Origin of the sequence: Microbispora sp. CA-102843 (assembly GCF_050936215.1) — a bacterium.
GTDB lineage: Bacteria > Actinomycetota > Actinomycetes > Streptosporangiales > Streptosporangiaceae > Microbispora.
Map to the genome: position 1 here is coordinate 9,402,751 of NZ_JBNJNF010000001.1, position 12,737 is coordinate 9,415,487.

Below are 12,737 nucleotides of genomic sequence, written 5' to 3' on the forward strand. Positions count from 1 at the left end.
CAGCGGTGACGGACGATTTCCACCGACGCCTCGGCGAGAGCAAACAGGCGCGCTATCCGGCGGACGAGTTCGGCCGCATTCGGTGCGGGGCCGCTTCCGACGTGGGTGTCACCGGCGCCCGTGGCCGGAACGCCTACCGCAGCGTGTGCGGCAGCACGAGGGCCGCCGCGGCGACCAGGGTGATCAGTCCCAGGTAGGCGAGGACGAGCCGGGTGTCCCTGAGATAGCACTTACTCCTGGTGAGCCCCGCGCGGCGGGCCCGCCAGTATCCGGCAAACCCGAGGGCCGCGAACCCGAGCACGGCCCACGCGCCGAACAGCCAGGCGAGCAGCGCCACCGTCGCGTAGACGCACAGCTTCAGCGGATCGTACGGCTTCGCCTGCCCGCCCTCGGACGCCTGGGCCGCGAGGGCCTGCTCGTACGCGACGCCGGTCGGCCGGTCGCCCGGCGCCGATCCCCCGTCGGCGGTCACGGCCGCACCGCGCCTCTCATGTGATCTCCAGCAGCGGGAGCCGTACGCCGGTGTCGGCCGCGGCGACGGCGGACAGGCGCTGACGCGCGAGCGCCGGCCAGGCCTGCACCGCGCAGAACGGCGCGCACTGGTCCTGGTCGGAGCGGGTGCCGACGTGGACGCAGCACTGGACCAGGCGCTCCTCCAGCATCGTGGACATGTCCATGAAGGGCTTGATCGTGATGCGTACGACCCGCTCACCCAGCAGCCGGCGCAGCCGCCGCCTGCGCCCGGGCAGGGCCGAGGACGCGAGCGTCAGCAGCGTCGTCATCCCGAGGTCGCAGTTCTCGCAGATGTCGCGCCAGACCTTGCCGATCTCCGGGTGCGACAGCGACGACTGCTCCGACAGCAGGCCGAGCAGCGACTCCTGCACGGCCGCGCGGAGCTGGCGGGGGATCTCCGAGTCGGCGATGCGGTTGGAGACGAGCCCGAGGTTCTCCTTGAGGCGGTCGTGCCCGATCAACGCCGTCAGCGAGCGCCACCGGTCGGCGTCGTCCTTGATCATGTAGCCGACCGAGCAGCAGTGCGGATGCGAGCACGGGAGGGCGGTCAGGTCGCGCCAGGTGACCAGGCCGTCCGTCTGGGGTCCGAGGCGCTTGAGCACACCGGTGTGGGTGAGCCGGTCCATCGGGTCGATCAGCCCGGACCGCCCCGAGCCGAACTGCGGCTGGATCGACACCCCGCCGACGTACGGCGTGTCGAGGGCCAGGCGCACCACGTCGCCGATCTCGCCGTCGTTCACTCCGAGGGCGGCCGTCATGACCAGCGTCGTGAAGATCTCCCGCTCCGACAGCCGCCGCAGCGCCTCCGCCTTGAACCGCCGCAGGTCGCCGCCCCGGTGGTGCCGGGACGCCTCGGCCGACAGGCCGTCGTACTGCAGGTAGACCTCGACGCGTTCGCGGTGCTCGGTGAGCAGGTCGAGCAGGGCGTCGTCCCGGGCCACCAGCAGCCCGTTCGTGTTGATCAGGATGCGGGTGACGGGCCGGGCCGTCAGTTCGGCGAGCAACTCGGGCAGGTCGGGGTGGAGGGTCGGCTCGCCGCCGCTGAGCATGAGCACGTCGAGACGGCCGTTCTCGCGGGCCAGGCGCTGGTCCACGTTGGCGAGCACCTCCCGGACCGGCACGATCCCCCGCAGATCGGGCGAGGAGGCGGTGAAGCAGGTCGGGCAGCGCAGGTTGCACGCCTCCGCCACGTCCTCCAGGAGGATGCACGTGTGCTGGGTCTGCATCTCCGGCAGCCCGCGCAGGTACGCCTCAGGGACCGGGTCGAAGTTGCCGGCGACGTCGGGCAGATGCGCCTTGGTGGGGGCGGTCCACTCCTCCAGGTAGGCGAGGATCTCCGGGTCCTCGTCGTAGAGGGTCCTGACCATGCCGTGGGTCCGGCAGCCCCGCTCCAGGTAGACCCGGCCGTCGCGGGCCGCGAGCCAGCCGGACAGGCGCGGCACCTCCGCCAGCGGGCGATCCGGCCGCTCGTCGTGGCAGCGGGGGCAGAACGCGTTGACGTAGCGGAGGATGCGGTCTCCCCGCAGGGGCATTCCGGTGGTCACAGGGGGCCGTCCGTGTAGAGCGAGGGGTTGATGCCGGTGCAGAAGCCGGCGGTGAAAATCGTCATGAGCGCCCAGCCGATCATCAGACCCAGCCCGAGCCCCCGCGACCAGGGCTTGCGGAGAAAGAGCAACAGCGTTCCGCCGCCGAACGCGATCACGGCAAGGATCACGGATCCACCGATGAGCGCGACGTTCTTGTGGTCGCTCGCGACTCCGTCCGCCGCCGCGAGGGTCGCGAGGAAGAGCACGAAGTTGACGGCCACGTAGGCCACGATCCCCGCGATCGTCATCGCGATGACCACGCCGGTCGTGTTCGGGGCCGAGGGTGGCGGCCATGCGCGCGGCGGCCCACCCGGTCCGTACGGCCCGCCGGGACCGGGCCCATAGGGCCCACCCGGGCCCTGCGGCGGCGGTCCTCCCGGACCTTGAGACGGTGGCGGGCCGGCCGGTCCGTACGGCGCGCCGGGAGGCGGTGGCACGGGCGGATGCCGGGGAGGCTCGCCCGGCTGCGGGCCCTGCTGCGGGTCGTGCGGCCGCTCCGGCGGCTCGGGGGGTGTGCTCATCTCTCCTCCTCGCCCGCGGGCGACAGCAGGGCGGCCGGTAACAGCGGTCGCCGCTCGCCCCGCCGGGGGAGCAGCCGATCGTAGAAACCCTTGCGATATCCGAGCCCGAGGCGGACGGCGAGGAGCGCGAGCCCCGGGACGAGGAACCACTGCGGGCGGGTCAGGTCGAGCCAGACCGTCTCGTTCGCCCTGGTGAACTCGACGAGGAACCGGAAGACGGCGTACGCGCCCAGATACAGGGTGAACAGCTCGCCCGGCCTGTCGACCCGGCTCCGCGCCCACAGCAACGCGCCGAAGGCGGCGAGCTGGAAGACGGTCTCGTACAGGTACGACGGGTGCATGGCCTGCCCGGTCACGCAGCCGGGGCACTCCGGGACGGTGGCGGGCGCGTGGACGCCCCAGGGCAGGCTCGTGGGGCGGCCGGGGGCCTCGGTGAGGAAGCAGCCGATGCGGCCGACGGCCATGCCGAGCGCGACGGCGGGCGCGAACAGGTCGCCGGTCCGCTCCCGATAGCCGATCAGCCGCTTCGCCACCAGCACCCCGACGTACGCACCGGTCAGGCCACCGAGGATGCTCCGGGCGCCGAACATCCACGCCTCGAGGAAGCCGGGATTGAGCGCGGGGTCGAGATGCTCGGCCCAGCCGGACAGCCGCATGCCTATCGCCCCGCCGACCAGTGCGCCGGTGACGGCGACGAGCGACTCCTCCCGCAAGGCCCCCCGGCGCCGCGCCTCCAGGACGAACACCACGCTCGCGAGGATCACGCCGAGACCCACGAAAAACGCGTGGGTCGGCACGCTCACCCCGCCAAAACGCAGTTGCTCAAGCACGACGCCACCCTAGCGGCGGCCCATGACGATTCCGATCGTCAATTCGTACGGCTTGCGCCCATTCCATACGGCGATTCCGGCCAACCGCCGGAGCTTTGTCCACAGAGGTCGCGCTGTCCACAGGAGCGTTCGCGACCGCCGGTGCACGCCTCAGCCGCGGGTAATCTGCGCCTATGACCTCCTTGTGGAACCGCAGGTCAGCGGTAGTGATGGCGGCTCTCGTCGGAGTGACCGGCTGTGCCGGGGTCGGCGACGCCGGCGCGTCCGCCACCGCCCGGACCAGGGTGTCCGCGCCCGCTCCGGCGTCACCGGCACCGGACTCGTCCACGTCTGCCGCTCCCTCGGCCTCACCGACCTCCTCCGCATCCGTCACGCCCTCGTCCGTGCCGGTGTCGCCCGCGCCCGGGAACGGGCCCACGCCGAGCCCGAGCGGGCCGCCGCCCTTCTCATCGAAGATCGAGAAGGTGTCCCGCGACGACGTCCGATACTCCTGGCGTCCAGGCTGCCCGGTTCCGCTGAGCGGGCTGCGCAAGATCACCATGACCTACTGGGGCTTCGACAACCAGGCGCACACCGGCACGCTCGTGGTCAACAAGAAGGTGGCCGAGGACGTGGCCTCCGTCTTCGAGAAGCTCTACGACTTCCGCTACCCCATCCGCCGGATGGAGCCCGTCGACGTCTACAAGGGCAGCGACTACGACTCCATCGACGCCGACAACACCTCGGCCTTCAACTGCCGCAACGCCACCGGATCGGGCAGCTGGTCCAACCATGCCTATGGCCTTGCCGTGGACCTCAACCCGCTGGAGAACCCGTACGTCTACGCGAACGGCTCCAACGCCCACCACAACGCGAACGCGTTCGTGGACCGGCCGCTCAAGAAGCCAGGCGTCATCAACAGCGGAGACCGCGTGGTGCGGGCCTTCGAGCAGATCGGCTGGGGCTGGGGCGGCTCCTGGTCGGGCGCCAAGGACTACCAGCACTTCTCCGTCAACGGCCGCTGAGACCGGGGCCGATATCGCGGACAGGCCTCTGACCTGCGATTCGGCCCCCCATCGTTTCTCGACGTCTCCGGGCGTCTCGCACCTTCGTGTGCCTCCGTCGTGCCCTCGCCAGTAGAAGTCCGTCCCCGCCGTACGGAGTTGAGCCGCCCCCTCCTTGCAGGCAGGTCAGGTCGGCAGGGTGGCTCAAGCGATCAAACGGGCGACGGGGTCGGTGGCCAGACGACGAAGGGTCGTCGCCGTCCGAGTCGCCTGCTCGGCGAAGGCTTCAGGCCGTCTACCGGACTCGATCGCGTCGGCGAGAGCCAGAAGATCACCGGGTGGCGCCAGCGGGGTGCGTACATCCCGGAGGAAGAGCCGGCCACGGCCGGAGGCGGGATCGTAGATCCGCACGTATGGGATTCGCCGGATGGGCGAGGCATCCATGTCCACCTCGGCTGACGACAGGTCGAACCGCTTAGCCTTCAGGGCCCCCTGCAGAACGAGCACCGTGCCGCAGAGATCCGCGCGGTAGCGCAGCACACGTACGCTCAGGTACGCCATTGCGATCACGGGGATCAAGCCGAGCATCATGACGCCCACGAACAGGACCGGTACGAACGAGCTGTCGCACCCCAGATAGTCCCGGATCTCCTCCTGCCCTCTCGTCGGAGCATCCGGTAAGTAGTCGCAAATCAGCGGCCCATGCAGAGATTTCTGAAATGACGATGACCGCACAAGCGTGATCGCGGATACGGCCTGTTGGAGGACGATGAACACCGTGCAGGCCGGGACGACAATCTTCGCCCGGGTGGACGGGCCCACGCCAAGCCGTAAGGGGGAGGCGGACACGCGATCAAAGGTACAGAGCTGTCGTCTCTTCCCACAGCCGGCGCCTGCTGGCGTATCGCTCTCGAATGCCTGCTTGCGAACGGGAACCAGTCATGACGTAGAGAGTTTCCCAGGTCCCAATCGGCCGGTAGATCACGAATCCAGGCACCGTAACTTTCAAGGTCCTGGAGATAGAACTGCGAGTGGTCAGCGTGAACGGTGAGATTGAAGACCTTGAGGGCGGCGTCAGCCATGTGCCAACACTAGCTACGGCTCTCTGGACGGCCCCGTCGCCCGGCAGGCCCCGCCCACCGCGTACGGCACGGTGGGCGGGTCGCTCCGGCGGTGATCCTGGGAGAGGTCAGTCCGCCGGGGAGCACATGCCGGGTGACGAGACGACCGGTTACGGCGTGACGGGCCTGCCGCCGAAGGTCACGACGAGGCGGCCGTCCGAGGCGAAGGACCAGCCCATGGCGCCGGTGTAGGAGGAGCACCGGGACCCGTTCGAGCCGGACCAGAACTGGTTGGAGCTGTCGGCGCTACCGACGATCTTGTCGTTGGACCCGCTGCCGCTGCGGCACGAGGTGTTGTTACGGAACACCGAGGTGCCGGCGTCGAAGGAGAAGTTGCGCTCGGCGTTGTCGACGCCGACGTTGTCCGAGATCGACATCGTGCCGGGGTTGCTGTTGTACGTGAACCCGTGGTGGCCGTTGTGGTAGGCGATGTCGCGCCGGATGATGTGGTTGACGGAGATCTTGTCGCCGCCGAGCTTGTAGCCGTTGCGGTCGCCGGCGCCGGCCTGGCTGCCGTCGGTGAGGGTGCCGTTGTTGTAGGACAGGGAGTCCTCGATGGTGACCGGCCCGATGGCTCCGGTGTCCGTCTTGGTGTAGAGGTCCCAGCCGTCGTCGATGTTGTTGTGGGACACGTCGTAGCGGAACACGTTGCCGGTGCCGGTGGTGAGCTTGGCGGCGAAGCCGTCGGCGTCCTCGCCGTCGGAGTCGGCGTTGTCGTGCGACTCCGCGCTGAGGATGAGGTTGTTGGACGGCCACTGGTCACGGGGGGTGTCGGAGGCGATCCGCCCGAGCTGCAGCCCGGTGTCGCGATTGAACCGGGTCACCGTGCGTTCGATGATGTTGTTGCTGCCGCCGACATAGATTCCGTTGTCGCCGGCACGCTCGACGACTATGCCGTACACATGCCAGTACGAGCCGTTCACGGTGAGCCCGCGGTTCGACGAGGACTCGCTCTGGGCCGAGAAGTTCAGCACCGGAGTCTCACCGGGGTAGGCGGACAGGGTCTTGCGGGCGTTCGAGGTGCCGTTGTTGCCCGGCGCGATGGTGACCGTCTGCGTGAAGTCGTACCGCCCGCCGCGCAGGTAGATCGTCCCGCCGGGAGCGACGCGCGTGATCGCCGCAGTGAGGGTCGTCGGGTCAGACTGCGTCCCCGCCGCGCCGTCCCTGCCGTTCGGCGACACGTACAACGCACCACTCGACGGTGTGGTCGAGGGCGAGGGCGAAGGCGAAGGTGAGCGCGTGGGGGTGGGCGAAGGCGAGGGCGAGCGCGTGGCGGTGGCGGTCGGTGTGGGGGACGAGGGGGTGGTGGAGCCGGTGCAGGTGACGCCGTTCAAGGTGAACGCGGCCGGCTTGGGGTTGGACCCCGACCAGCTGCCGTTGAAGCCGATGGACACGGACGCCCCGGTGGCGATGGCGGCGTTGTAGTCCACGTTCTTGGCCGTGACGTTCTGCCCGCTCTGGCTGTAGGTGGCCGACCAGCCGTCGGTCACCTTCTGGCTGGAGCTGGGGAAGGCGAACCCGAGAGTCCAGCCGTTGATCGCGCTGCCCAGGTTCTGGATCGTGATGCCGGCGGTGAACCCACCCGGCCAGTCGTTGGTCGTGTAGGTCACGGCGCACCCGGTGGCGGCCTGCGCCGTTCCGGCAGTGGCCACGCCGGCCAGGGCGGCGACTCCGGCGAGGGCGCTGATCACCCCGGCACCCGTTCTGGTTCTGCTTCTCAAAACCGAGCTCCTTGCAGGTCGCGCAGGGCCCCTGACCGAGGAATGACTCCCGACCCCACAAGGGTTTTCATGAATCTGAACTACATTCATCTACAGGAACATCGCGTATCAAGCTACGAGCCCATCGATTACCGGTCAACGACGCGCCGCAGCGGCTTTTCGCATACGACGGCTCTCACTTGCGCGGGGACTGCCGGAGACGACGAACGGGGCTCCGGAACCGCGTGAAACGTTCAGGCGAGAACTCGGAAACAGGGCGGCAATCGCGGGTGGACCCGGCGTTCACCGCGCCACTGCTGCGGAAGACCCCGTCCAGCCGGACTGCCGACGCCACACCTCGTACCCCATGACGGCGGCGGCCCCTGCCGGTACCGATGTACCGACAGGGGAAAGAGCCGAGCCGTGGAAGACGGCGATCGGGCAACAGCCACCACCACCCGCGCCGGCGACGGCGCGAGAAGAGGAGAGAAAAGGGAGGACAACGCCCGCTCCTCCGGCCGCAGGAAGCGGGCGTCTCTCCAGATATGACATCTCCTGATTCTCCGGACAAAGGGGGAATCACGAGTGAGGGCTCACACGCTAACGGGCTCCGGACTCCGGGTCGGAAAGGATCGCTTACCGGTTAATAACGATCGGCCTACGACCCCGTCACGCACTGGCGATCAACCAGGTCCCACAGGTCAACTGCTTGTTGGAGACGGCATGACGGGAGAGACATGTCCGGTTGGCAGCACTCCGTTCCCCTTCCCCCTATATGGCCGCCGGACCGGTTCGAGGTCCGCTCGGCCCGGCCCATCTCGGACGGCGACGCGGCCGATCGCTACCACTTCCCGCGAACCGCCCACGAAGCCGCCACGCGCCTTCGGGACGTACGCTTCGCGACACAGATCCAGGTCGTCCGCATCGAGGACGGAGTGACCCTCTTCGATCTGGTCGCCGGGGTGGAGGTCCCCCTCGAACACTGGTGACCATTAGAGCGATTCCGCAGGCTGCGGCAAGATGGGTGCATGACGGCGAAGGACGGCGACGGCTGGGCCCTGTGCGCGCTGGGGCACCAGCACTGGGGACTGTACGGCGCCGCCGGCCTGCTCACCGTGCACCACACGCTCGACGGCATGCCGTACGTCCTGATGCAGAAGCGTGCCTGGTGGAGCCATCACGGCGGGACGTGGGGGCTGCCGGGCGGCGCGTGCGACAGCCACGAGGACGCCATCACCGGCGCGCTGCGCGAGGCGCGGGAGGAGGCGGCGCTGGACTCCGATCTCGTCCGGGTGCGCGGGCTCTATGTCGACGACCACGGCGGCTGGTCGTTCCAGACGGTGATCGCGGAGGCCGAAGGGCTGCTCGACGCCGCGCCCGCCAACGGCGAGAGCGCGGACATGCGCTGGGTGGCGGCCGACGAGGTCGTGTCGAAGGAACTGCACCCCGGCTTCGCCGACTCGTGGCCGAGGATCCGGCCCGCGCTGAGCCCGGTGGTCGTCGTCCTCGACATGGCCAACATCATCGGCGCGCGTGCCGAGCACGGATGGTGGAAAGACCGCGCGGGCGCCGCGAACCGCCTGCTCAACGAGCTGATCCCGCTCTGCGGGCAGGGCCTCGGCGAGATGCCGGAAGGGGTTCCCGCGCTGACCCGATGGTTCCCGCGCATGGTCGTGGTGCTCGAAGGGGCGGCGGCCGGCGCCGCCGACCCGGGGCCGGTGACCGGGGACCTGACGGTCGTGGTGGCCGGAGGCAGCGGAGACGACGCGATTGTGGAGACGGTGCGCGGCGTGCCGCCCTGGGAGACCACCCTCGTCGTCACCGCCGACCGAGGGCTGCGCGAGCGGGTGACGGCCCTCGGCGCCATGGTCGCCGGCCCCCGCTGGCTGCTCAAGCAGCTCTGAGTCACACGCCACAGCAAACCATTCGTCCTATTTGGGCAGGATTAAGCACATGATCCCGCTCTACCGCCGACTGGCCACCACCTGGACCGTGACCATACCGATCCTCGCCGTGGCAGTGCTCGCGCTGGCGTGGGGGCGGGCCATTCCTCCCATAGTCGTGGTGATCGCGGCGGTCTTCCTCGCGGCTTCTGTGCTCGCGGCCGTGCACCACGCCGAGGTCATCGCCCATCGCGTGGGTGAGCCGTTCGGGTCGCTCGTGCTCGCGGTGGCGGTCACGGTGATCGAGGTGGCGCTGATCATCAGCCTCACCGCGTCCGGAGGACCGGCCGCGTCGTCGCTCGCCCGCGACACGGTGTTCGCCGCCGTGATGATCACCTGCAACGGGATCGTCGGCCTGTCGCTGCTGATCGCGGCGCTGCGGCGGCGGGTGGCGGTGTTCAACGCGGAGGGGACCGGAGGCGCGCTGGCCACCGTCGCCACGCTGGCGACGTTGAGTCTCGTCCTGCCGACGTTCACCACGAGCAGGCCGGGGCCCGCCTTCGCCCCGGCCCAGCTCGCGTTCGCCGCGTTCGCCTCGATCGCGTTGTACGGCCTGTTCGTGCTCACCCAGGCCGTGCGGCACCGCGACTACTTCCTGCCGGTGGAGCCCGGCGGCCAGGGCGCGGACGCCGCCGAGCACGCCGACCCGCCGACCACGCGCGCCGCCGGGGCCAGCCTGGCGCTGCTGCTGAGCGCGCTGGTCGCGGTGGTCGGCCTGGCGAAGATCGAGTCTCCCGCCATCGAGACGGCCGTACGCGCGGCGAGCCTCCCTCAGTCCGCGGTGGGCGTCGTGATCGCGCTGCTGGTGCTGCTGCCGGAGACCCTCGCCGCCGTACGCGCGGCCCGGCGGGCCCGGGTCCAGGTCAGCCTGAACCTCGCCTTCGGCTCGGCCATGGCCAGCATCGGGCTCACCATCCCGACGATCGCCGCGGCGTCGCTGTGGCGGGAGGGACCGCTGCTGCTCGGGCTCGGCCCGACGCACATCGTGCTGCTCGGGCTGACGGTCGTCGTGGCGACGCTGACCGTGGTGCCCGGCCGGGCCACCGTCCTGCAGGCGGGCGTCCATCTCACGCTGTTCGCCGCCTTCCTGCTCCTGGCGGCGAGCCCATGAGCGAGGGCGATGCGGTCAGCCGCGGGTCCACTTCTGGTTGGCTCCGCCGGTGCAGTCCCACAGCTGGAGGCGTGCGCCGTTGGCGGGGTTCACGTCCACGATGTCCACGCATCGGTTCGCGGGGACGTTGACGAGGTCGCCGGCCGGGGTGAGCGTGAAGCGTTGCGCGCCGGTGCCGTTGCACGTGTAGAGCTGGACCGGCGTGCCGTTGGCGGTGCCGGCCGACGCGGCGTCCATGCACTTGCCCATCGCGCGGACCGTGCCGTCACTGTTGATCGTCCACTGCTGGGCGGCGGTGCCGTTGCAGTCGTACATCTGCAGCCGGGCGCCGTCGACGGGGTTCGCGCTCGGGATGTCGACGCAGCGGCCGTTCAGGTTGGACTTCAGCGCGCTGCCGGTCCCGCCTCCGCCGTCGCTGGTCCAGGCGGAGACGCGGACCCAGTCGATCAGCATCGTCTGCGGGAACGACGTGGTGGAGTCGGGGTTGCCCGGCCAGTAACCGCCGACCGCCACGTTCAGGATCAGGAAGAACGGGTGATCGAAGACCCACTGGTTGCCGCGGATGTCGGCCGGTGTGACGCGGAAGTACTCCGAGCCGTCCAGGTACCAGACGATGAGGTTGGGCGACCAGTCGACGCGGTAGGTGTGGAAGGCGTCGCCGAGCGCCGCGCCGATCGTCCGGTTGCCGCCGACGCCGCTGCCGCCGGAGTAACCGGGGCCGTGCACGGTGCCGTAGACGGTGTTGGGCGTATTGCCGACGTTCTCCATGATGTCGATCTCGCCGGTGTTCGGCCAGTTGCCGCCGCCGAGCATCCAGAACGCCGGCCAGATGCCCTGGCCCTTGGGAATCTTGATGCTCGCCTCGAAGCGGCCGTACGCCTGGCTGAACTTGTCGGCGGTCAGGATGCGGCCGGAGGTGTACTGACAGGTGCCGTAGTGGCACTGGTAGTTGGACGGGTTCTCCTTGCGGGCGGTGATGGCGAGGTGTCCCTGCCCGTCCTGGTACACGTTGCGGGTCGAGTTGGTGTAGTACTCCAACTCGTTGTTGCCCCAACCGCCGCCGCCGATGTCGAACTTCCACTTGGAGCCGTCGACGGGCGTTCCCGCCGCGCCGTTGAACTCGTCCGACCAGGTGACGGGGCCGATGGCGGCCTCGGCCCGGTCGGCGCCCGCGCCGGCGACCAGGCCGCCGCCGAGGGTGACGACCATGGCCGCGGCCATGATGAGGAACCGGGGTTTGCGCATGGAGATCTCCGGTTGGTGGGGGGATGCCAGCAGGATCTCCGGCCCGCGCCGTCGCCGTGGGCGGGGGCGCGCGCCGGCGTGTCCAGCGCTTCAGGCAAGCTTTAGAGCTTGAATTAAGATGCAACACCCTCACCGTAGGGGCTGTCAATAGGCCTTGACTCGGACCTGTCAGCCGGGCCCGATGACCGGACGATGCGGGCGTAGGCCGGCCTGCCGTACGGGAAGGCGGTAGGTCTCGCCGCGCATGAGGTAGTGGACCAGGTGCGACAGCCCCGCGCGCCGGACGTGCTGCTGGAAGTCCTTGAGCGGGGAGGCGAACGCCTCGTAGTCGTCGTAGTGGACGGGCAGGGCCGACTCCGGCTGCATCAGCCTGAGCCACTCCACCCCCTGGGCTCCGTCCATGGTCACCGTGACGCCGAGGAGCCGCGTGCCGCCGAGGTGCACGATGCCGACGTCGATGTCGGGGAAGCGGCGCGGGATCTCCGACAGGCACTCGTCCATGATCGTGTCGCCGCTGATGTGCAGGCGCAGGTCCACCTCGCCGGCATGGGCGAAGTCGAGCACGCTCCCCATCACCGGCGGCATCAGCGCGTTCGCCGGGCCCGGCGCGTGCCGGGCGGGCGTGGCCGTCACTGTCAGCGTGCCGTCGCCGCGGCGCTCGTGGTGGTACTCCCAGGGCTCCAGGCCGACGGCGTGGCCGAACCCCTGGCGGCGCAGCCGGGCCGCCGCGTGGCGGGTGGTGACGATCGGCACGTCCTTGTCGAGGCCGTTCCTGGCGATCCTGTCCCAGTGGTCGCCGTGCATGTGCGACAGCACGACCAGGTCCAGGGGTGGAACCTGTGAGATCTCCATCGCCGGCTCGGTGCGGCGGCGGGTGCTCAGCCCCCAGCCGAGATGGGCTCGCTGCCCCTGGTGCAGGAAGTTCGGATCCGTCAGCACAGTGAACCCGTGAGAACGGATGATCATGGTGGCGTTTCCCACGAAGAACACGGTCGCGTCCGCTGGATCGGGCATGACGCCTCCCCTCTCCCAGACTTTCAGGCTACGTAAACCACCACAAATCACCCGAAAGCGGGGGGCGGTTACCTAGTCAGGGACAAGTGAGAACCCGAGCCGGGAGTACAGCTCCAGCAGGTCGAAACAGTCCCGGTGGGCGACCACGAGGTCGTTCATCGCGTGACACG

At 69.6% G+C, this 12,737-nt stretch carries 12 protein-coding genes; 4 read left to right on the forward strand and 8 right to left on the reverse strand.

Going from position 1 to position 12,737, the window contains the following annotated elements:
- Window positions 1–133: 133 nt before the first annotated feature.
- Genes ACQEVJ_RS43860 through ACQEVJ_RS43875 form a run of 4 tightly spaced genes read right to left on the reverse strand, consistent with a single transcriptional unit; the run spans window position 134 to window position 3,450 of the window.
- Complete coding sequence (locus ACQEVJ_RS43860) at window positions 134–472, reverse strand: hypothetical protein (RefSeq protein ID WP_433111318.1); 339 nt, start codon at window positions 470–472, stop codon at window positions 134–136.
- Window positions 473–488: 16 nt separating this feature from the next.
- On the reverse strand, window positions 489–2,057 hold the full coding sequence (locus tag ACQEVJ_RS43865) for a radical SAM protein (RefSeq protein WP_433111321.1): 1,569 nt from the start codon (window positions 2,055–2,057) through the stop codon (window positions 489–491).
- Window positions 2,054–2,620, reverse strand: a complete 567-nt coding sequence (locus tag ACQEVJ_RS43870) for a hypothetical protein (RefSeq protein ID WP_433111324.1) — start codon at window positions 2,618–2,620, stop codon at window positions 2,054–2,056. The genes ACQEVJ_RS43865 and ACQEVJ_RS43870 overlap by 4 nt, the downstream gene beginning before the upstream one ends.
- Window positions 2,617–3,450: a prolipoprotein diacylglyceryl transferase gene (locus tag ACQEVJ_RS43875; protein ID WP_433111327.1), complete on the reverse strand. Its 834-nt coding sequence runs from the start codon at window positions 3,448–3,450 to the stop codon at window positions 2,617–2,619. Before ACQEVJ_RS43875 ends, ACQEVJ_RS43870 begins: the two co-directional genes overlap by 4 nt.
- Window positions 3,451–3,914: 464 nt before the next feature.
- On the opposite strand from ACQEVJ_RS43875, the gene ACQEVJ_RS43880 reads away from it, so the two are divergent.
- Window positions 3,915–4,454, forward strand: a complete 540-nt coding sequence (locus tag ACQEVJ_RS43880; protein WP_433111330.1) for a M15 family metallopeptidase — start codon at window positions 3,915–3,917, stop codon at window positions 4,452–4,454.
- A 183-nt stretch (window positions 4,455–4,637) separates the two neighbouring features.
- Here the strand turns inward: ACQEVJ_RS43880 and ACQEVJ_RS43885 are convergent, their stop codons facing one another.
- Together ACQEVJ_RS43885 and ACQEVJ_RS43890 are read right to left on the reverse strand one after the other, a co-directional pair.
- Window positions 4,638–5,282: a hypothetical protein gene (locus ACQEVJ_RS43885; RefSeq protein WP_433111333.1), complete on the reverse strand. Its 645-nt coding sequence runs from the start codon at window positions 5,280–5,282 to the stop codon at window positions 4,638–4,640.
- A 382-nt stretch (window positions 5,283–5,664) separates the two neighbouring features.
- Complete coding sequence (locus ACQEVJ_RS43890; protein WP_433111336.1) at window positions 5,665–7,275, reverse strand: cellulose-binding domain-containing protein; 1,611 nt, start codon at window positions 7,273–7,275, stop codon at window positions 5,665–5,667.
- A gap of 716 nt (window positions 7,276–7,991) precedes the next feature.
- Between ACQEVJ_RS43890 and ACQEVJ_RS43895 the strand changes: the two genes are divergently transcribed.
- The 3 genes from ACQEVJ_RS43895 to ACQEVJ_RS43905 are packed head-to-tail and all read left to right on the forward strand — an operon-like array spanning window position 7,992 to window position 10,308.
- Entirely contained in the window at window positions 7,992–8,243 is a 252-nt protein-coding gene (locus ACQEVJ_RS43895) for a hypothetical protein (RefSeq protein WP_433111339.1), read from the forward strand.
- Window positions 8,244–8,282: 39 nt separating this feature from the next.
- Complete coding sequence (locus ACQEVJ_RS43900) at window positions 8,283–9,158, forward strand: NUDIX hydrolase (protein WP_433111342.1); 876 nt, start codon at window positions 8,283–8,285, stop codon at window positions 9,156–9,158.
- A 49-nt stretch (window positions 9,159–9,207) separates the two neighbouring features.
- Entirely contained in the window at window positions 9,208–10,308 is a 1,101-nt protein-coding gene (locus ACQEVJ_RS43905; protein WP_433111345.1) for a calcium:proton antiporter, read from the forward strand.
- Between the two features lie 15 nt (window positions 10,309–10,323).
- On the opposite strand, the gene ACQEVJ_RS43910 is transcribed toward ACQEVJ_RS43905, so the two are convergent.
- Together ACQEVJ_RS43910 and ACQEVJ_RS43915 are read right to left on the reverse strand one after the other, a co-directional pair.
- Complete coding sequence (locus ACQEVJ_RS43910; RefSeq protein WP_433111348.1) at window positions 10,324–11,553, reverse strand: family 16 glycosylhydrolase; 1,230 nt, start codon at window positions 11,551–11,553, stop codon at window positions 10,324–10,326.
- Window positions 11,554–11,721: 168 nt separating this feature from the next.
- Window positions 11,722–12,567: an MBL fold metallo-hydrolase gene (locus ACQEVJ_RS43915; protein WP_433111351.1), complete on the reverse strand. Its 846-nt coding sequence runs from the start codon at window positions 12,565–12,567 to the stop codon at window positions 11,722–11,724.
- Between the last annotated feature and the right edge of the window lie 170 nt (window positions 12,568–12,737).

Bases quoted from the DNA above. Each gene is read 5' to 3' on its own strand.
- ACQEVJ_RS43870 (WP_433111324.1), bottom strand. From the start codon at position 2,620: ATGAGCACACCCCCCGAGCCGCCGGAGCGGCCGCACGACCCGCAGCAG.
- ACQEVJ_RS43895 (WP_433111339.1), top strand. From the start codon at position 7,992: ATGTCCGGTTGGCAGCACTCCGTTCCCCTTCCCCCTATATGGCCGCCG.
- ACQEVJ_RS43905 (WP_433111345.1), top strand. From the start codon at position 9,208: ATGATCCCGCTCTACCGCCGACTGGCCACCACCTGGACCGTGACCATA.
- ACQEVJ_RS43915 (WP_433111351.1), bottom strand. From the start codon at position 12,567: ATGCCCGATCCAGCGGACGCGACCGTGTTCTTCGTGGGAAACGCCACC.
- ACQEVJ_RS43900 (WP_433111342.1), top strand. From the start codon at position 8,283: ATGACGGCGAAGGACGGCGACGGCTGGGCCCTGTGCGCGCTGGGGCAC.
- ACQEVJ_RS43910 (WP_433111348.1), bottom strand. From the start codon at position 11,553: ATGCGCAAACCCCGGTTCCTCATCATGGCCGCGGCCATGGTCGTCACC.